The 19,831-nt window shown below is 70.4% G+C and carries 12 protein-coding genes and 2 pseudogenes; 6 read left to right on the top strand and 8 right to left on the bottom strand.

Annotated features, from left to right (window positions below; genetic code table 11):
- Window positions 1–82: 82 nt before the first annotated feature.
- Entirely contained in the window at window positions 83–1,597 is a 1,515-nt protein-coding gene (locus tag NR798_RS18835) for an HNH endonuclease (protein ID WP_375772864.1), read from the top strand.
- Window positions 1,594–2,028, top strand: coding sequence for an SMI1/KNR4 family protein (locus NR798_RS18830; RefSeq protein WP_375772863.1), 435 nt, complete (start codon window positions 1,594–1,596; stop codon window positions 2,026–2,028). Before NR798_RS18835 ends, NR798_RS18830 begins: the two co-directional genes overlap by 4 nt.
- Before the next feature lie 26 nt (window positions 2,029–2,054).
- On the opposite strand, the gene NR798_RS18825 is transcribed toward NR798_RS18830, so the two are convergent.
- From NR798_RS18825 to NR798_RS18815, 3 genes are all read right to left on the bottom strand, one after another.
- Window positions 2,055–3,320: a reverse transcriptase family protein gene (locus tag NR798_RS18825; protein ID WP_375772862.1), complete on the bottom strand. Its 1,266-nt coding sequence runs from the start codon at window positions 3,318–3,320 to the stop codon at window positions 2,055–2,057.
- A 212-nt stretch (window positions 3,321–3,532) separates the two neighbouring features.
- Window positions 3,533–5,152 (bottom strand): SWIM zinc finger family protein, encoded by a 1,620-nt coding sequence (locus tag NR798_RS18820; RefSeq protein ID WP_375772861.1) that lies wholly within the window; start codon window positions 5,150–5,152, stop codon window positions 3,533–3,535.
- Window positions 5,149–7,023, bottom strand: coding sequence for a gliding motility protein (locus NR798_RS18815; protein ID WP_375772860.1), 1,875 nt, complete (start codon window positions 7,021–7,023; stop codon window positions 5,149–5,151). Before NR798_RS18815 ends, NR798_RS18820 begins: the two co-directional genes overlap by 4 nt.
- 317 nt (window positions 7,024–7,340) lie before the next feature.
- On the opposite strand from NR798_RS18815, the pseudogene NR798_RS18810 reads away from it, so the two are divergent.
- The 4 genes and pseudogenes from NR798_RS18810 to NR798_RS18795 all read left to right on the top strand — a co-directional run.
- Window positions 7,341–7,559: pseudogene (locus tag NR798_RS18810) on the top strand (HNH endonuclease); the annotation flags it as partial.
- The gene (locus NR798_RS18805) at window positions 7,559–8,014 is read left to right on the top strand and encodes an SMI1/KNR4 family protein (protein WP_375772859.1); all 456 of its coding nucleotides are present in this window, start codon (window positions 7,559–7,561) and stop codon (window positions 8,012–8,014) included. The pseudogene NR798_RS18810 and the gene NR798_RS18805, both read left to right, overlap by 1 nt.
- Window positions 8,015–8,214: 200 nt before the next feature.
- Window positions 8,215–8,361, top strand: a pseudogene (locus NR798_RS18800) (SMI1/KNR4 family protein); the annotation flags it as partial.
- A gap of 25 nt (window positions 8,362–8,386) precedes the next feature.
- The gene (locus NR798_RS18795; protein WP_375772858.1) at window positions 8,387–9,202 is read left to right on the top strand and encodes a spermidine synthase; all 816 of its coding nucleotides are present in this window, start codon (window positions 8,387–8,389) and stop codon (window positions 9,200–9,202) included.
- Here NR798_RS18795 and NR798_RS18790 read toward each other — a convergent pair.
- From NR798_RS18790 to NR798_RS18770, 5 genes are read right to left on the bottom strand one after another with little or no spacing between them, the layout of a single operon-like run.
- Entirely contained in the window at window positions 9,186–10,310 is a 1,125-nt protein-coding gene (locus tag NR798_RS18790) for an NAD(P)/FAD-dependent oxidoreductase (protein WP_375772857.1), read from the bottom strand. The genes NR798_RS18795 and NR798_RS18790 overlap by 17 nt on opposite strands.
- A 3-nt stretch (window positions 10,311–10,313) precedes the next feature.
- Window positions 10,314–12,605, bottom strand: coding sequence for a lantibiotic dehydratase (locus NR798_RS18785; RefSeq protein ID WP_375772856.1), 2,292 nt, complete (start codon window positions 12,603–12,605; stop codon window positions 10,314–10,316).
- On the bottom strand, window positions 12,602–14,110 hold the full coding sequence (locus NR798_RS18780; RefSeq protein WP_375772855.1) for a hypothetical protein: 1,509 nt from the start codon (window positions 14,108–14,110) through the stop codon (window positions 12,602–12,604). Before NR798_RS18780 ends, NR798_RS18785 begins: the two co-directional genes overlap by 4 nt.
- The gene (locus NR798_RS18775; protein ID WP_375772854.1) at window positions 14,107–16,413 is read right to left on the bottom strand and encodes a lantibiotic dehydratase; all 2,307 of its coding nucleotides are present in this window, start codon (window positions 16,411–16,413) and stop codon (window positions 14,107–14,109) included. The genes NR798_RS18780 and NR798_RS18775 overlap by 4 nt, the downstream gene beginning before the upstream one ends.
- 45 nt (window positions 16,414–16,458) lie before the next feature.
- Window positions 16,459–19,821, bottom strand: a complete 3,363-nt coding sequence (locus NR798_RS18770; protein ID WP_375772853.1) for a protein kinase — start codon at window positions 19,819–19,821, stop codon at window positions 16,459–16,461.
- Between the last annotated feature and the right edge of the window lie 10 nt (window positions 19,822–19,831).

Below are 19,831 nucleotides of genomic sequence, written 5' to 3'. Positions count from 1 at the left end.
GTCAAGTCACGAAATACACGCGCACCGTGACGTCCGTTTGCTGCCGAGAGAGAGAGCCCTGGCATAGGGTCCGCGGTGCCATATGCGTGACACCATTCGCTGGAGCGTCGTCGGAACGAGGCAGGTGGCGGGACTCTACCTGGTGGCGAGCCTCCTGCTGACGGCCTGCGCAACGGATAGGCAGGTGGCCTCCGTCCCCAGCGACACGCAACGTGAGCACAGCCGCGTCCAGGTCCGATTGGAGACGGAGGAAGGATCGCTGCGGACCTTCGTCCCTCCGCGCGGAGTGCCCGTGGAGGTGACCCGGGCGCAGTTCGACCTGGCCATGACCTGGCTGGTGGCGGAGCTGGAGCTGCCCTCCGCTCGCCGTCAGAGGCTGGCGCTCACCACGTGCGGCCAGCCCGGACAGGAGGACGAGGGCACGGCGTTGACGCGGGGCTATCACCACTGGTGCGAGCGCCGGGGCACCCCGGGCGATTGCCTGTCACTGCTGGGCAACACGCGCTCTCTGGGAGCCGAGGCCAGGCGCACGCTGGCGCTGACCATTGCCCTGGGCTCGGTCTGGGACGGCTCGGTGGAGGTCTGGGCGGGCATGGTGGACCCGGTGGTCCTGCAGTCCATGGTGATGCCCGCCATGGCCGGTTACCTGGCCATGCTGGCGTTTCCCAACCCCGTGACGCAGGCGGCCGCCGTCTCCTTCGGTTGCTTCATGGTCGCGTACCTGGGCGTGGACACGGTGTGGAGCCTGCTGCGGGGCTGGAGACAGCTGGAGCTGGAAACACAACGGGCGCGCACCTTCTCCGAGGTGCGCGAAGCAGGTGAGCGCTTCGGCCGGGTGATGGGGGCGCAGGTGGGGCGCCTGCTGGTAATGCTGGCGACGGCGGCCCTCGGCTCGACGACGAACCTGCTCATGAAGGGGCCAGGGCTGCCGGGTTACGCGCAGGCGTCCCTCATGGCCAGGACGCAGGTGGGCCTGGGACTGTCGGCGGTGGGCCAGGTGCGACAGGTGCTGGTGGGCCAGGGCAGCTTCACCCTGACGCTGGCTCCGGGCGCCCTCGCCATGGCCTCGCAGGGGACGGACGGTGGAGGGGACGCTCCGAGCGGGCACCGCCTGCCGGTCATCGAGTCCTGGCGCAAACCGAGGTTCACCGAGGATGGGAAGATCCTGCCCTACAAGGGCACGAGGAATCCGCCCACGCCCATCACGAACCTGGGACGCAACCGGGCTGGACAGACGGTCACGGACGGAAAGCGCACGATCCGATTCGACAAAGATGGATTCCCAGAGTTCAACTCCAAGTTCGAAACCCTCCTGGATGATATCCATATAGGCAGCGGCAAATCTTCAGCACATCAACGCGCGGCCAATACGAAACTGTACCGAGCAATCGAGCAAGACCCTCATCTCGCGAAGGAACTTGGCTTGATTCAGTCGGATGTCTCCAAGCTCTTGAAATCGGACTACGCCCCGAGCCGCTATACCTGGCATCATCACCAGGACGTCGGAAGGATGCAGCTGGTCCTACGTGATGAGCATCGGCTTGCTACCCCGAACACAGGCGGGATGGCCATCTGGGGTGGAGGCTATTCACCATGAGCATTTCCTGGGACCCGTACGTCTGGGACGCACCGCATCCGGTAGAACCAGGAGAAATCGAATCAATCGAACGGCAGTGGGGAGTGTCACTTCCTGACGACTACAGGAGCGTGGTCTCCATGCACCAGGGGATGACTCCCAACCCACACATCATCGACATTGGCAGAGGGGATTCTTCCATATGCGCTTTCTTGGCCATCAGCGAAGATGAATCGAGTCACACCTACTCCATACGAGACGCATACGAACTCTTGAAGCCTCACATCCCGCTTGGCGTCTATCCTTTCGCCCTGACCGGCGGTGGCGAATATGTATGCTTCGACTACAGGGGCGCGCCGAGCCAGCCCAGAATCGTCTTCGTCACAGTGGAGACGGACATCCACCCCATCGCGGACAGCTTCTCCGAGTTCATGGAGAAGCTACACGATTGAGGCGTCCACAGGCGGCCTGGCCGCGCCTACCCTGACGGCTTCCACCGTTTGCGCAGAGCGGCGGCCTGCGAGGGGTTGAGCATGGAGAGGTAGGCCAGCCGTCCCTCGATGCGGGCGGCGGCCTCGGGGGCCGGCCCCTCCTTCCGGGCCTGGTGGATGGCGGCGCGCAGTTTCCGGCGCTCCTGGCGCGACAGGCCGAGCGTCTCGTTTACCACCACGCCCGTCACCTGTTGCCGGCGCCCCCGCCGGGCCACTCGCGTCTTGGCCTCGTTCACCCGGAAGCCCTCGGTCTCGATGAGGCGCTTCGCACCGGCGCGCAAGTCCTTCAGGGCCTCCAGCGAGCCCCCCGAGAAACACAGGTCGTCCGCGTAGCGCGTGAAGGAGAAGCCGTGCTTGCGCGCGAGCCCCGCGAGCCGCAGATCCAACCGCCGCACCACCGCGTTGCACAGGCCCGGGCTCGTGGGAGCCCCTTGCACACAGGCGCGCGGGCCCACCGGCACGTGCAGCCGGACGCCATTCATCTCCACCGGCTGGCGCTCGGCCTCCGTCATCAGCGCGGCGAGCGTGGCCGCCACCGTGTAGCCATAGCCCAACGCAATCAACAACCCCCGTACCCGCACGTAGGTAACGGAGGGAAAGAAGTCGGCGAGGTCCATCTTCAACACCACCGCCTTGCCCACGTGAGGCTCGGCGCCGGTGCGGATGGAGCGCCCCGCTCGGAAGCCGTGCGCATGCCCGCTCACCGGCAGCCTGTCCACCAGCAGCGGCAGGAGCTTGCGCTGCAGCGCCTTCAACCGGCGCTTGGGCGCCATGATGAGCCGCCGCCCTCCGTTGCGCTTGGGGATGGAGAAGGTGACGTAGTGCGGAACGCGCTCGGCCTCGCGGTGGATGGAGAAGAAACGCAGCTCGCTCACGGAGATGCCCAGCGCCACGGCCACCTCCCCCTCGTCCCGCCACACGGGCAAGCCGAGACGTTGCAGCTGCGCCTCGTCCGGGAGGAGATCGCTGATCTGCCGGTTGCGCGTGCGCAGCGTCCCGGCGAAGAGCCGGCGGGCCTCGCTCGCCGCCATCCACTTCTTGCGCTTCTTGAGCAGCAGCCCCGTCGGCTTCGGCTTGGGCAGCAGCCGGGGATCTCGCCGCACCGTGCGGCGATGGCCGGGCTTGAGGGGGCCGGACTCGGGCCGCACCACCTCCTGCACCACATCGAGCGAGGCGCTCTCCCGGTCGAGCCGCGAGACGTCCCGCACCAACGGCTTGCGGAAGAGCCCCTTGAGCCAATCAACGAAGCCCATGGCCCTCCCCTCCTGTGGAGCAAATGCCTGCATCCGAGGGAGCCGGTCGCGCGTCACTCTCGAAGCTCTGGACCCATGGGTCCCAGCGTTCCGTACGCTGGGGTCCGTGGCGAGGTGAAGGCAACATGACACCGCCGCGGCGAAGCACCGCGGCACGAATGGCTGACTCGTGGGCGAACGGCTCCCTCGGATGAAGCACGGCCCTTATCGTCCTACGTCTCGTCACCGTCAAGCTCCTCTCCGGCGCCGCCGCTCGCGCCCTCCTCCGGCTCCGTGGAGCGGGGATGCGTGGACAGCGCCTCGGCCTCCGGCGACACGGCGGCCGAGGTGGCCGCGTCCCGGCGTGCCCCCGCGCTCGCCGTCAGCAATGCCAGCATGTGCTCACAGGGCCCCTGGTTGAGGATGTTCTCCAGGAAGAAATCACAGCCGCAGGTGGCGAAGATGAGGCGCTCCTCGTCGTTGAGGACGAGCTCCACCTGGGACTGCTCCGCGACCGCGCCCGCCACGGCCAGGTCGCGATGGATGATCTCCCGGCGCACCGTCCCCTCGGGCGTGGGCAGCCGCTTGATCTTCCGCGTCTCGCGAGGCGTGACGGACTCCACCCGCACGCGGCCCTCCTGGAGCAGCGCGCTGGCCCGCTCGCGTCGGAGGTCCGGAGGGAAGAGGCGCTCCTCGTCCACGGGCGTCTCGAAGAGTTCGCGGTGGCGGTACTCGCGGCGCTGCACGTCGAAGATGGTCATGCCGGCCCGGCACAGGTGGAACAGGGCCCGGCTGGTGTCCGGCTTGTCCGCGCCCACCGCCTGCGCGAGCGCCTCCACACTGCCGGCCTGCCGCTCGCGCAGCACGGCGAGGACACGCTCCTTCAGGCCCGGCTCCACCGGCGCCTCCGGCGTGAGCAGCTCGAAGCTCCCCGTGCCGGTGAAGCGCTGGCCGCTCCACCCGGTGAGCCCCAGCACCCACGTCACCCCGGGCAGTTCCACGGCGTAGAAGCTCGGCAGGGCCCGGCCCTTGAGGAAGACGTCCACCTTGTTCGCGTAGGGCAGCAGCGGCTCGAGAAGCCGGAGCCGGCGGCGGCCCCAGGTACGCACGGTGCGGGGCTCGTCGTAGCCGTGCTCCGCCCCGCGCAGGACGAAGCGCTCCTCCCACGGCTCCAGCACCAGTGCCGCGGGCTGGCCGGGCTCGAAGACGTAGCGCAGCGCGCGCGGCGACACCTTCGCATGGCTGAAGCGCAGGAAACGCAGGGCGGCGATCAGATCCACCGGGCGCACGGTGAGGCGCGTCCCCGGCAGGGCCATGGCGCCCTGGAGTTGCAGGAAGCCGCGCACCCATGCGTCCGGCAGCTCCACCTTCTGCTCGAAGCGGCCTCCGGCACCCTCCGTCCGCACCTCGATGCCGGGCTTCTCGATGCGCAACCACGTGTCACGCGAGGAGCGCATCTCCCCCAGCGCCGCCCACAACCACGCCGTGAAGTCCACGTTGGTGGTCCCGCACTCCACCGCTCCTTCCGTCTCGAACAGCCCCCGGTCGATGATGACCAGGCCGTAGGCGCTCTGGTCCTGGCTGAAGGCCTCGAAGAAGACGCGGTCGCGGTGGACGGTGACGACGGGATCGAGCACGGCCGAGAGGAGATCCTCACTCGAGGCCCAGGAGTCGTCGGACCAGATGAGCGCGCCGAGCGCCTGGAGCGCGAGCCGCACGGAGAGGACGTGCTCGCGGATGCGGCCGTGGAAGCGCAGCGGGCGGCGGAGGTTGGGAGACAGGCCGAGCTGCGCGCGGTCCCAATCCGACTCGAAGGCACTGGGCGTGGCGTAGTCGACGAGGAGCGGAATCACGCGGCACCTCCGTACACCACCGGCTGCTCGGAGGGGCCTCGCAGCGCGGGCCAGCGGTGGAGGATGTCGGCGAGCAGCCCGAGCAGGGCCTCCTTCGGGTACTGCCGGTCCGGCAGATCCATGGCATCGCGGATGCGGCCGGCGAGCTGGCGTGCGGCGGCCTCGTCCCGGGCGGCGTTGCGCAGGGCGCCCAGGGCCATCAGCCGCGTCTTGCGATGCAGGGGACGCAGGAGGGTGGCCTGGAGCAGATCGACGTTGTGCGCGGCCAGCGCACGGGCCCGCTCGTCATCCCGGGCGAGCACCCGGAAGGCGAGCGCCTGCACGTGGATCTGCGGCGACTCGAGCAGGTCCCTCATCGCGCGGGCATCCGAGGTGTAGTGCGCGTGGGCCCGCTCGAAGAAGAGCCGGGCCAGCCGGTTGTGGCGGACCAACTGGCCGTAGTTCCCGATGGCGAAGGCCGGCATCTTCCCCAGCACGTTGCCGGCCCGGGAGGCGAACGCCTCGGGCGAGCGTTCCAGCAACGACTCGTAGACGGCGGAGAGCCGCCCGATGATCTCCGTCCACGGAGGCGGCTGCGGCAGGGTGACGGCGTAGCTGAGATCGATGAGCGCCACGCGGCTCGCGAGGAAGTCCACCAGCGGCGCATCGTCGCGCTCGAGGGCCCGGGTGGCGAGCTTCGAATAGGAGCCACTCCGCCCCGGAGAGACGTGCCGCAGGAAGGGGCCGCGCACGAGGTCCGGGAAACGCTCGTACAGCACCACCGCCGTGTCGTCGTCGAGCGGCTGCACCTGGGCGAGGCCGAGCCCCGGGAAGTTGACCTCCCGGCCCACTCCGGCGAGCAGGAGGAGGCGCCGCCGCACCTCGTCTCCTGGGAGCTCCGAGCGCTGGAGCAGGCCGAGCACCTCACTGTTGTAGGTCTTGGGGGCCGCGGAGGTGCGCATCAGCGCGGACCACAGGTCCAACCACTCCCGCTCGCGCGCCAGCTCCACCAGGTGAGAGAAGCTCCGGTTGAAGAATCCCCAGGGCTGGCGCACGTCCCGGACATGGCGCAGGAGGTAGGGCACGGCATCCCGGCCGCGCTTGCGGGCGAGCTCGAGGAAGGGGGTAGCCGCATCCTGGAGCCAATGCGCCGGGTGCCGCTGCTCGAGTGCTTCCACCAGCGCTCCGGGCTCCCGGACGGTGTCGCACAGCGCCAGCACGTCCCGCTTCCAGAGCTCCTCCGGCACCTGCCGGCGGTAGATATCGAAGGCGAGTGCCTCGTCTCCACGCTCGCGCGCCAGGGCGGGCAACTTCTGCCAGGGCGGGCGACGGCCGGCGTTGAACCGCCATTCACCGGGCAGGTGCGCGAGGATGAAGGCACGACAGGCCACGGGGTCCGCGGTGTAGAGGGCGATGGCCGCCGGCTCGTCGAGCTCGAAGCGGAGATCGAACTGGTTGAGCACCCCCTGGCGCTGCGCACGGGTGGAGGCCGCGCCGTAGCGGGGCATCAGGTCCGCGAGCCAGCGCTTGCGGCCCTCCTCCCAGCGCAGCCCCTCGAACTGGAGCTGGTACAGCCGGCGGAAGAGCTCCACGTCTCCGGACCGATCGACGTCCTGTAGCCACTTCTCGAAGAGCTCCGCGGAGGGCCCCTCGAAGACGGACTGAGGACGGCCGAGCGTGTCGAAGGTGTACTGCGGAAAATGGGCGAGGATGAAGGGGCGGAAGACGGTGCGGTTGCGGTTGTAGAGCCCGGGGCCCCAGAGGGCAATGAGCCCCGGGAAGACCCAGCGCCTGCCGAGTTCCTCCATCCCCTGCCGCAACTGTCCGTCATCCAGCTCCATGGCGAAGAGGCCGCGCAAGCCATGCACCACCTCGCGGAACTCTCGCGACATCCTTTGCTGCGGTGTCTCCACGCGTTCCCTCCCGGCGGGAGGAGACTACCTTCCCGGAGCCGGCAGCGAGCCAGCGCTTTCTGGGGCGCCGTCCCGAGGCGCGTCGCCCTGCCCTTCCAGGTACTCGCGCAGATTCTCCAGATCGTTGGTGATGACGGCGTCTGAGGTTTCTTCCAGGGGCGCACACGGAGCATCATGCTCGGCCATGACCATCAGGTCCCCAATTCATGCCCATGGGAATCCTCGCTCCGCTTGGAAGAGGGCCAGGGTGAAGGTCGTGGTAACGGCGCTCCTGTTGCTGACGAGCAGCCAACAAAAAGCTTTCCGACGCGCTCAAGGCAGATCCTGGCTTGGCCAGGGAACTCGGGCTGAGTAAAACGGCCATCAAGCAACTTTTGACTCTGGACAGAGCTCCGAGAGGATACATCTGGCACCATCATCAAGACGTCTGCAGAATGCAACTCGTACAAGAGGAAGCTCACATCCTCTCGCGCCCCCACACGGGAGGCATGGCGATCTGGGGCGGAGGACATTGATGACAACACTGAGATGGATACCCTATGTCTGGGACGAATCCCACCCGGCGACGCCTCGGGAGTTCGAGCAACTCGAGCACCAGCTGGGTATCACTTTTCCCGAGGCCTATAAGGAAGTGGCTGCTCAGTACCAGGGAATGACTCCCCATTCCGCTGTCTTCAACGTTGGCAGAGGCACCAATGCCGTCAATGTGCTCCTGACGATCATCGAGGACCACAAGTGGCGCACGTATTCCGTCATGCGCGCGTACGAGGCAGTGAAGCCACATGTTCCCAGTAGAGTCTACCCGTTTGCCAGCACTCCTGGTGGCGAATACTTGTGCTTCGATTACAGAGAAACACCAGAGCAACCCAAGGTAATCCTGGTCACAGTGGAGATGTTCATCTACCCCGTAGCCAACAGCTTCACTGAGTTCATGGCCACCCTGCATGACGGCCGGTTCCTACTTGCATAGCCTCTCGCGCTCCACGTTCTTGCAATTGCCTATCCCGATCACAGGCGGGATGAGCATATGGGGTGGAGGCGATTCTCCATGAGCATCTCCTGGAAGCCATACATCTGGGACGCACCACGGCCAGCAACTCCGGGGGAGATCGCCTTTCTTGAGCAGGAATGGGGCGTAACGCTTCCCAGTGAACTGCCAGGCTCCTTCCATTCGCGATGACCCCGGGCAGCGAGCACCTGTGCTTCGACTACAGGGACTCACCCGTCGAGCCCAGGATCGTCCTGGTCACAGTCGAGATGCACGTCCACCCCATCGCGGACAGCTTCTCGGAGTTCCTGGCCCAGCTACACGAGTAGCGCCCCCCGAATGGGGATGGCCCGCGTGGCTTCGACAGGCACCACCGGGCCGTGCTACCCAGAGGGCGTGAGTCTGTCGGAAACAGTGGTCCACGAGGCCGACTCCCCCTTCGGGACCGTGTACGTGGTGGACGTGGGCGACCAGCGCACGCTCCGCTTCGACAGCCCCGAGGGCGCGCTCCAGAGCTCCATCCTCAAGAGTGATCCGCTGGCGGTCCCCACCAACTACGTGCGAGTGGCCACCGCCGGGCTCGCGCTCACCGAGGGCCGCTCGCGCGTGCTGGTGGTCGGTCTGGGCGGGGGGGTGTTTCCCATGCTGCTGCACCGCCTGCTGCCCCGCCGGTCGCGGGTGGACGTGGTGGAGATCAACCCCGTGGTCGTCGACGTGGCCCGGCGCTTCTTCCATGTCCGCGAGGACGCCCGCCTCCACATCTCGGTGGAGGATGGGGCCCACTTCATGGCGCGGCAGGGGCCTCGCTACGATCTCATCCTCCTGGATGCCTTCTGGGACCATGGGACGCCGGACCACATGAAGGAATCGATCTTCCTGGAGAACGTCCGCCGCAGGCTGGAGCCCGGGGGCGTCGCGGTGCTCAACATCGCGCTGGAGGAGCAGTGGAGCGTGGAGTCGCGCATCGAGACCTTCGCCAAGGCCTTCGACGACTGCGCGATGCTGCGCGGCGCCTCCCGGTACAGCAACCTCATCCTGGTGGGCACCCAGGCGCCGTTGCCCTCCGAGCCCGTGTTCTGGCAGCAGCTCTGGCGGCTCGCACGCGAGCTGGAGTTCCCCGTGCTGATGGAGAGCGTGATGACCTTCGAGCGGGTCAAGTCACCTTCGTAGGCGCGGAGCCGTCCTGCCCGGAGCGGAGCACGCGCTCCGGCTCGAAGGCGGCCGCAAGCTCGCTGCGCCCGTGCTCGATGAGCTCCGCCACGGCGCGGCCCGTGAGGGCGCTCGTGAGGATGCCCTGCCCCGCGTGCCCGCTGGCAATCAGCACCCCCTTCGTCCCCGGGTAGCGGCCAATCAGCGGCTTGCCCCCCGGTGTCACCGAGCGCAGTCCCGCCCACGCCCTCCCGAAGCGCGCCTCGCGCAGCCTCGGCGCCAGCTTCGCCACCGTGGCCCCCAGGTGCATCAGCCCCGTCGGCGTCACGTGGCACGCGAAACCCGCGTCCTCCTCCGTCGCCCCCACGACGATCTCCCCCGTGCGCCACGGCGCCAGGTACGTGGGCCCCGACACCACCCGCGTCAGCCTCACCTCGGGGTGGAAGATCGTCAGCATCTGCCCTCGCAGCGGTTTCACCGGCAGCGGCGGCAATCCCGCGATGCCTCCCGACCACGCCCCCGCGCACACCACCAGCCTCCCCGCACGGTGCGTCTCCAGCTCCGTCCGCACCTCCACCCCACCGTCCACCTCGGCCACCGAGCGCGCGCCCTCGCCCAGGCGCACCCGCACGCCCCTCCGGTGCAGGTCGTGCAGCAGCGCGTTGAGGTAGGCCTCCGTGTCCACCATGAAGCCCTGCTCGGTCACGTAGGCCCCGAGGATCGGTGTCCCCTCTAGCGCGGGCTCCAGCTCCACCACGCGCGCCGCGTCCATCCAGGTCCCCAGCCACTCAGGATGGTTCGCCGCCTTCTGCCCGAGCGCATCCCGGCCCTTCGCGTCCATCGCCACCCGGAGCACGCCCTGGCCCCGGCGCAGGCTCGGGCCATCCACCAGGGAAGCCAGCTCCTCGGCCAGCGCGCCGTGCGCCGCCCGCGTGAAGGCGAGCATGTCCGGGTCATCCAGCAGCCGCACCGAGGGAATCGCCACCCCCGCCGCCGCTCGCGAGCCCTGTCCTCCGGGCTCCACCGGGTCCAACACCGTCACCCGTGCCCCCGCCGCCGCCAGCCGGCGTGCCACGGACAGGCCCATCACTCCGGCCCCGAGAATCACGACGTCCTGGGTTGCGCTCATCGGTCAGCCCCGCTCCTCGCTCCAGCGCACCGCCTGCATCCGCATCTCGCAGGTGTAGCGGCCCCGCTCGTCCTTCAGCCACAGCTGCTCCGGTGCCGGGTACATCTCCTCCACCGACAGCTGCTCCGCCCCTCGCGACAGGTACAGCAACAGCTCCAGCGCGAACGGGGACGCCGTGTCGATCAGGTACGGCTTGCGCTCCACCGTGCTGCGCACGTACACGAAGCGCGGCCAGCCACTCGCCTTGCGCTCGCGCTCCACCGCGAGCAGCAGATCCATCCCGCTCACCTGCGAGAACGTGCTCGTCGGCAGCTCCCAGCGCTCCCTCTGGTACACCGCGCCGCCCACGTGGAATCTCGGCAGGTGCCGGCCCTGGGTGCGCAGCTTCGCGTGCAGCACCTGCGGGTGCGCCAGCGCCGCGAAGGGCGGGTACGTGTTGAAGTCGTCCAGCGGCATGTACAGCGAGAGCCGCTGCCCCTCCCCGTCCACCAGCACCGGCCCCTCGCGCGTGGGCACCACCTTCACATCGTGCGGCTTCAGCGCGCCCTGCTCCACGTCCAGCACGTCGGAGACCGAGTACATCAGCTTCCGTCCCGGGTAGACGTAGAAGCCCTTGTTGCGCCTGCGGAGGGCCAACCCCACCAGCCCCTTCGCCGCGGGCTCGCGCTCCAGCCACTGACCCGCCACCGACTCGTAGCGCGCCCGGTCCGGGTAGAAAGCACTCAGCCAGCTCCACAACATCAGGTGGTGGTGCACGCGGGCGCACATCACCTCGAAGCCATTCCCCGTCTTCGCGAGGAACACGTCTGGCAGCGCGTAGCGGCCTCCCGGCTGCGAGGTGCCCAGGAAGTCCTCCGGCAACGTCCGGGCGCGCGACAGGTCCTCATCGAGCAGGATGGGCGGCACCGGCGCGAAGCGGCTCCCCGCCACCTGGTCCGGACGCAGCCGCACCGCGTACTCCAGGAAGTCGAGCGGACGCTCCTCCGGGCCCAGCACGTCGCGCACCTGCTCGCGGTAGCTGCGCTGCACGCTGTCGCCGTATGCCGCCGAGAGCCCCAACGCCCCGGACAGCTTCGCCGCCATCTCCTCACTGAAGCGCCGCCCCAGCTTCAGCCGGAAGGGCGAGGACGCCTCCTCGTAGAGGATGAGCCGGTCCGAGTACACCTGCCCCTCGCCTCGCCGCGCGGGCTTGCCCGTGTACTCGGTGAAGCGAGCCTCCAGCGACTGCAGCAGCTCCCGGCGGCGCGCCAGCCCAGCCCCCTCGAATTCGCCGCGCAGGCGCTCCAGCTCGTCCAGCCTCGACAGCCAGCGCTCCCGGGCCTCGGAAGCGGGCAGCGCCGCCACCGCCTCGCGCAGGCTCGTGAAGGCGCCGAAGTCATTCGCCACGAAGGGCAGCCCCAGCAGCACCAGCGCCGACTTCATCATCGGCACCACCAGCCGCTCCACCATCTCCACCGGTTGGCCCAGCGCGCTCGAGGCCGCGCCCAGTGTCGGCGCCCCCGGCAGCACCGCGAGCAGCCGCTCCGCCTCCGGAGACAGCGCCACCTCCAGCTTCAACGGCTCGCAGCTCGCCCGGCCCGCCTCCACCTTGAAGAGCGGATTGAGCCGCAGCGGCAGGTGCCGGCGCACGTCGCGCTCCCGGGCCACCGCACGGGCCAGCTCGGTGACGGCCCAGAAGGTGAGGAAGGTGCGCCGCCGCGTGCTCCCGCTCGGCACCACCTTCACGTCCTCGCCGTCCTCTCCGTCGCATTCGCCGTAGGAGATGGGGCCGAAGAAGCTCGTCGTCTCGTTCTTCGCGCAGAAGCGCTGCAAGTACGTGTAGACCTGCCGCTCCACCCGCCGCGCATCCGAGTTGTCCGGCTTCGCCTCCCCCTCCACGTAGCGCGTCCAGACGTTCTCGGACATCGCCGGGTTGGAGAAGAAGACGGCCTCCTGGATGGCGGGCTCCGCCGCGCGCTCACGCAGTTGCTTCCGCAGGGCCTGCCGCTCCTCCGCGTACCGGGCCGACAGCGCCGCGCGGTGCGAGCGGTAGCGCTCCAGCGCCTGGGTACACCCCGGCCCGTACTTCGCCTTGAGCGTTGGCTCCTTGCCCTTCTCCAGCGCCTCGCGCGCCGTGCGGGCCACATCCTCGCCCGCGGCGGTGCGCACGGCCTCCACCAACGCCCGCTCGTCCTCGAGCAACGCCGCCACCTCGGAGCGCAGCCCCTCCGAGAAACCCAGGCTCTCCAGCCAGTCGAACGGGAAACCCGCGTGCCGGAGTACGAAGACCTCGCCCAGCGTCCAGCGCTCGCTCATCCGTGCACCCTCTCGAGGACCGCGCGGCCCACCAGCGCCGCTTCCACCTTGCCGCGCTGCGCCTCCGGCAGCGCCGCGAAAAGCTCTCCCACCGTCACCGGCTGCTCGGCTCCCGCCACCATCGGCGCCAGCCGCGCGTCCATGGCCAGCACCCCTCCCGTGCGCAGGTTCGCCGCGTACCAGGAAGGTTTCGCCACGCCATCCAGCGTCGCCGGTAGCTGCACCAGCGCGCAATCTCCATCCAACCGGATCCGCTCGCCTCCAGGCGCCACGGGGGCTGGCGGGTGGAGCGAGGCCCAGGCCACCCGGCCCGGGCTGAGCGGCGCGCGTTGCAGCAGCTTCCCCGCCAACGAGCCGAGCAGCTCCGCCAGCCGGGCGTGCGGCACCGTCCCCGGCGCCTCGAAGGGCACCGTGCGCGCCAGATCCTTGTCCTCGGGCGGCGCGAGGAAGCGCACCGGCACGCCCGCGAAGTCCTCGCCCGGGCGCCCGCGCGTCCAGTGGAATGGCCTCACTCCCGAAACCCAGTCGAACACGGGCCGCTGGCCGAGCAGCGTGAAGGTCCGCTCGTGCGCGGCCTCGTCCACGCCGGGAGCCCCCACCCACCACTCCGCCACCACGCGCGCTCCAGCGGCACGCAGACGCTCCACCGCGGAGGCCAGGGACTCCAACGGCACGCGCCTTCCGTCACTGCCCAGAACCGAGCCCTCGTCCACCGAGCAGAAGCCCACCACCGCCGTGCGGCAGCCGCTCGCCACGAGCGCCTCGGCATCGAGCAGCGCGCCCAGCGGCACATGGCCCGCCCAGGGTCCACCTTCCGCCGGTGGGCGCGCGCCCTCGGGAACCCAGGTGAGGGCCTCCGGTTCCGCCGCGTCCAGGCCCATCACCCGCCAACGCAGAGGGGCCACGTCCTCGGGAAACGAGGCCCGCTGGAAGACAGGGAGCGCCGCCAGGACGGCACGGTGCATGGCCGCGAAAGGGCCCGCGAGCTCCAGTGGCACCGAGGCCGGACACGCCGCCGCGAGCGCCACCGCCGCCGGAAGTTGCAGGTCCTTCTCCAGCCACAGCCGCACCCGCCCGGCACCCGGGAAGTGCTCGGCCGCACGCGCCAGATCCTCGTCATACAGCGCGGGCGTCTGGACGATCCGGAGCACGTCGGCCGAGCGCTCGGTGGTGCCCCCCTCCAGCTCGATGTCATCGAGCCGCACGTGCACCCCATACGGAGAGCCAGACAGGGCCGTGAGCGCCGCGCCGAGGGCCCGCAGGGGCCGGTGCGCATCCGCCCTCCCCCGCTTCCACAGCACGAGCGCGGCGCGAAGCAGCAGCAGCTCTCGCATCGTCTGGGGCGTGGCGGGCTCGCGCTCCCGCGTCTCCACCGCCCGCGCCAGCAGCTCCGGAGCCGACACGCGCTGGCAGAAGGCCCGCGCCACGTCGAGCACCCGCCAGCCCTCGGGTGCCTCCGGCACGCACGTCACGTCACGGTGGGGCGGCAGGACGACCAGCTTCATGAAGCCGCGCCCCAGAGGAAGCAGCAGCGCAGCTCCGCCGTGTGCCGTCCGCCCGAGGCGCCCAGCCACAGCTGCCCGGGCGCGGGGAGCATCTCCGACAGCATCACCTCGCCCTTCTGTTCGAGCAGGTTGACGAAGACGCGCAGCAGCGCCGGGCTCCGCACGTCGACGAGCACCGGCTTGCGCTCGCCCGGGAACTTCGCGAACACGTGATCCGGCAGTCCCATGCGCGCCCAGATGCCCACCGCCGTCCGGAGCCGCGCCTTGTCGTCCTTGCACGCGAGCAGCGCCTCTCCATCCGCCGCCTCCAGCCGCCACTGCTCGCGCTGCAGCACCGCGCCGCCCAGCATCACCCGGGGCGTGTGCGCGCCCAGCGACACCCGCAGCGGGCGGATGCGCGGCAGGGCGAAGGCCGTCTGCACCAGGCTCTCGATCTCCCCGTTGTAGAGGCACACCTCCGTGCCCAGCCGCGTGGACACCAGCCGGGCCGTGCGCCCGTCGCTCTCCACCTGGAGGTCATCGAAAGGCAGCCGCCAGGCCGAGGCCCGCGCGCTCACGCCGCCCAGCTCGACGACGGGGCCGGGGAACTCCGAGGGCAGCAGGCCCGTACGCCGCGACGCCAGCACGGTGACGAAGGGCATCGGCCGCCGCAGCGAGCCGAGCGCCCGCACCAGCTCGCCCTCCACCCGCCTGCGCTCCTCGTGGAACTGCAGCGCCCAGCCCCACACCAGGGCCGTGTCGTGCACGTCTCCCACCACCAGCTCGTACTCGCCGCGGCTCCAGGCCTCCACGTCCGGCGCGCCCACGAGCAGATCGATCGAGGTGACGATCGGCAGCTCCGTGTCCGCGCGGGGCGTGGGGAGCACCGCCGGATCCAGCTCCACACTGCGAGCCGCCGGCTCGGTGATGGCCGCCGCGAGCGCCGAGGCCACGGTGGTGTCGTACGGCACCGGCCGGTCCCCGTACGCCGCCACCACCTTCCAGAAGGGCACCGTCCGCGCGCCCACCAGCGCCGCCACGGCCGAGCGGGCCGCCTCGCGCGTGCGCAGCGCCGCCTCGCCCATCAACCCGAGCGCCGGCTCCAACCTCCGCGTCAGCTCCTCCGCGCGCTCGCCGCCGACAGTGAGGCGCAGGTCTCCGCCGCACTCCTCCCGCATCGGGAGCCGGTCCTGGTAGAAGTTGTGGCCGTCGGACCCGGTGGCAGTCGCGGCCACGGGCGCCACACTCCAGCGCTCGCGGGCGCGCTTCGCCAGCTCCTCGTTGAGCGCCATCTTGCCCGCCGCGTCCGCCGCGCCGTAGCGCGCCATCACCCCCAGCAGGCCCTCCAGCTCGCGCAGGTGCTCGCGGGCCACCCGGCCCGGAATGCCGGCGAGCCGCTCGGCCAGGTCCTCCAGCGGGTGGTGCGAGGCCGCGGGCACCTCGAGCTGGTGGGTGAACAGGTTGCGCTGCAGGCCGAAGCGCACGGCCTCGAGCAGCAGCGGCCACTCCACCCCGAGCGCCTCGCGCAGCGCCGACAGGGGCCGCGCGCCATCCACCGCCTCCACCAGCCGCGGGAGCACATCCTCCATGCTCGCGGGGTTGGGTGCCGCGCCCTTGCGCGGGGGCATCGAGGCGAAGGCCTTGCGGCGCAGCACGAGCCAGGGCGCCACCTCCGGGTCCGCCGCGATGGCGCGCACCAGGCCCAGCACCAGCCACGAGGCGGCGAAGGTGTTGCGGCCCGCCAGCGCCTCGGGGCCGGACCAGCGCACCGTGACGCCCGTGGGCGCACCCGGCTCCACCCGGCCATAGTTGATGGGGCCGAAGAAGCTCATCGTCTCGTTCTTCGCGCACACCCGCTGCAGGTAGCTGGCCACCTGCCGCTTCAGCCGCGCCCCGTCCCGGCCGGCGATCAAGTCCCTCGCCACCGGAGGACTTGAGCTCGCCACCGCCTCCAGGAAGCGGGGCTCGCCGCGCAGCGCCGCGAGCGCCTCCTCCACCCGGGCCGACTCGCGGGTGAAGGCCGCCTCGAAGGCGGACTCGGCCTCCTGCGCCGCGCGGGCGTGGACGTTGTAGGTGGCGAAGAAGTCGGGGGACTCCAGCCCCTCCACGTCCACCGGGCGGCCCGCCTTCAACGCGGACAGCACCGCGGACGGAGGCCGCCGCAGGCGCGGGCCACGGGCCTTCAGCGCCTCCAGCTCACGCCGCTCGGCCCAGAGCCTCCGGGCGCTCTCCGCGGCATCGGGACAGCGCAACCGCTCCAGCCGCTCGAAAGCAAAGCCGGTGGTGCGGACGACGAGGTGGGGAAAGAGACTCCAGCCCTTCATACGTGACGCACCCCGGCCCGAGGGCCTTTGCGGAGGGAGGCCCCTCTAGTTCTTCGGCAGCGGAACGACCTCCAACTCCTGCCCCGGCACCGCCATCACCCAGCGCGACCACACCGGCTGGTTGGGACAGGTGACGGTCACCTGCAACTCCACGCCGGCCTCGATGGGCGCCGACACCGGCGTCGCACCGGGGAGCATGTCCGGGCCCATCTTGACGAAGCAGCCCGGCATCCCGCCCACGCGCAGCGTGCCCTTGCTGCCCGGCTCCGGCCTGGCCTCGGGCAGGGCGCGCACGTCGATGATGTCCTTGCTCACCGGAATTCCGAAGCGGCGCAGGCGCCCATTCATCGCCGTGGAGACGACGAACTGGCTGGCGCCCTCCAGGTTGAGGCCCTGGGCCTCCTCCACCCGGAGACCCGCCACGTAGACCTGCTCGCCCGGCTCGCGGTTGACCACCTCGACGCCCCGGTCCGCCAGCAGCTTGGGAGCCACCACGCCAACGGCGCCCGCGAGCAGCAGCCCGGCGACACCGAGGACAGCCCACCTGGCGCCTGACGAGCGGGGTGCCGGCCTCGCCGCGGACATGGCCGCGGCGGCCTGTGGAGCCGGGGGCAGAGCGGGAGCCCTGGGAGCGGCGGGAGGCGCGGCCGCGGGCGCCATCTGCGTCGCCGTCCGGCTGGACACCGGGACCGCGGGCTGCAGCGCGGGCCGGGAGCCGGTGACCGCGGGCACGGAGGCCATGGACGCCCGGGGCGGCACCGCGGGCGCGGGCCCGGAGGGACGGGGCGGCACCGCGGGCGTGCCGGTCAGCGACGCACGCGCCGGAGCCGGTACCGCGGACGGCGGAACCATGGCCGCCGGACGGGACGGCACCGTCGGATGCGGGGGCGGCACCACGGGCACGCCGGTCAGCGACGCACGCGCCGGCACGGGCGCCGGAGCCTTATCCGCGAACGCATCCGTGGGAGGCTCGGGAGGCAGCGCCTTGGGGGCGATGAGCCCCTGCTGCGAGGGCCGGTAGACCTCGGTGCGCTCGTCCGCGCCCTGCGTCGCGATGGGAATCTCGAGAGGCGTCTCGAGGGGAGGCGCCGGTGGAGCCACCGGAGAAGCCGCCGATGGACGCGTGGCGGACGGTGGCACGGCGCCGAACTGGCCGGTGCCCGTCGCGACCGCCGGCCGGGAGCCGGTGGCGGGGCCGAGCGCGGGCCGGGAGCCCGTCCCCGGAGGCGCCACCATCTCCCCCGTTCCCCCCGAGGGGACGCGAGGCGCGCTGCCCGTGCCCGAGCCCGCGATGTGCGGATGCGAGCCGGTGGAGCCTCCGGGGCTGTTGGTGGGCCCGAACTCCGCGAGCCGGTCCCCCAGCATGGTCTTGAAGAACTGGGCCACCGCCGCCGGCGACGAGTTGAGCCGGTGGTGGGCCATCACCGCTTCGATCTCCTCGCGCATGGCCGAGGCGGAGGACGTGCGGCGCGCCGGATCCTTCACCAGGGCGCGCAGGATGAGATCCGACACGTCCTGGGGGATGGTGGGCTTGAGCTGGGACGGCACGGGCGCCGGCTCGCGGACGATCGCGTTGAGCGTGGCCGCGTCGTGGTCGCGCTTGAAGGGCAGCGTGCCGGTGAGCAGCTCGAAGAGCACCACGCCCAGGGCGAACACGTCGTTGCGCGCGTCCAGGGCGCGGCCCGCGGCCGCCTCGGGGGAGATATAGGAGATCTTCCCCTTGAGCACGCCGGCCTGGGTGTTCTCCTCGCCCTGCACCTTGGCGATGCCGAAGTCGCTCAGCTTGATGGCGCCATCCAGCGAGATGAGGACGTTGTGCGGGCTGACGTCGCGGTGCACCACCGGGTGGGGCACGCCGGCCGGGTCCACGTAGCTGTGCGCGTAGTGCAGGCCCGCGGCCGTCTCGGCGACGATGCGCAGCGCGTGCTCCAGCGGCAGGGCCAGGCCCTTGCGCCGCAGCTCGTTCATCAACTTCTTGAGGTCCGGGCCGCGCACGTACTCCATGAGGATGTACGCCACGCCGTCGTTCATCCCCACGTCGAACGTCTGCACGACGTTGGGGTGCGTGAGGCGCGCGTTGGCCCGCGCCTCGGCGAAGAGCATGTCGACGAACTCAGCATTCTCCGCGAACTGCGGGAGAATCTTCTTCATCACCACGAACTTCTCGAACCCCTTCACGCCCACCTGCTTGGCGAGGAACACCTCGGCCATTCCGCCCTGGCCCAGCCGGCGGATGATCTGCAGCTTGGTGGCGCCGAAGGAGTTGCTGATCTCCGAGCTCCCGCCCTTGTTGGCGTTCGGATCCACGTTGGTGGAGCCGAAGAGGTACTGGCTGAGGGCGCGCGGCTCGATGGCCTCGATGTCCTCCAGCGGCTTGTCCACCAGGGAGGAGCGGCTGAGCAGCGGCACCAGCTGGGGGATGGAGGGCAGGCGCGCGGAGCCGCCGCAGATGGGGCACTCGCGCTCGGGGCTGGCGTTGGCGCGCAGCTTGGCCAGGTACTCGGAGGCCAGGGCGCGCTGCTGGTGCTCATGGCCGCAGTTGCGGCACTCGCACGGCAGCCACAGCGTGCCAATTTGAGCGGTGAGCTGCTTGGTGAAGCGGTTGAGCGCGTTGAGCACCGGCGGCGGCACGCGGCACAGCACCACCTTGGCGCCCTGTGCCGCCGTGGCCAGCACCTGCTCCAGCTTCGCGACGGCCTCGGGCTCCACCTTGGTGACGTGGGAGAAGTCGAAGGCAACGCGCCCCTCCAGGCCCGAGGCCAGCCGGCGCACGTTCAGGTCCGCCTTCAGCTCGGTGGCCAGGGAGATGTACGTGATGTCGTCCTGGACGATCTTCAGGTGCGTGGTGAGCGCGGTGGGCGCGCTGGGCGTGGTGGCGCGCAGGTAGCGCATCACCACGGGGTCCACCGTGCCGAACTGCTGGCGCTGCGCGTAGTCGAAGAACTCGCTCGGCAGATCCGCGAACTCCAGCTTGCCGGCGCACACCGGGCAGGAGTGCTCGGGGGCGCGGCCCTCGGCGATGATGGGCGCCTCCGCCTGCAGGTCCACCAGGCGCAGCCGGTCCTCTCCGCACGCGCGGCACGTGTAGGGCGCCAGCACCGACAGCACCCGCGCCACGCCGGAGAAGCCCTCCACCATGTTGAGCTGATCCACCATCACCGGTGGGGCGTTGACCACGTAGAGGGCGATGCCCCCGGCGGGCAGCTTGCTGGCGAACTCGATCCACCGCCGCACGCCGAAGGAGCTGATGCGCTCCACCTGACCGAGGTCGACGATGAGCAGTCCCCCGAGGTCCGAGGACGCGGACGTCAGCGGGAACGTCTCGTCGATGACGCCGGCGATGCGGACGTGGTTGATGGTACCCACGCGTACGCGGCTGATAGTGGCATTGGAACCCTGCGTCTCCACCGTCCCGCTC

Source organism: Archangium gephyra, assembly GCF_042230915.1.
GTDB lineage: Bacteria > Myxococcota > Myxococcia > Myxococcales > Myxococcaceae > Archangium > Archangium gephyra_B.
Note: the sequence above shows the minus strand (reverse complement) of the source record. Positions and strands in the feature narration are given on the sequence as shown.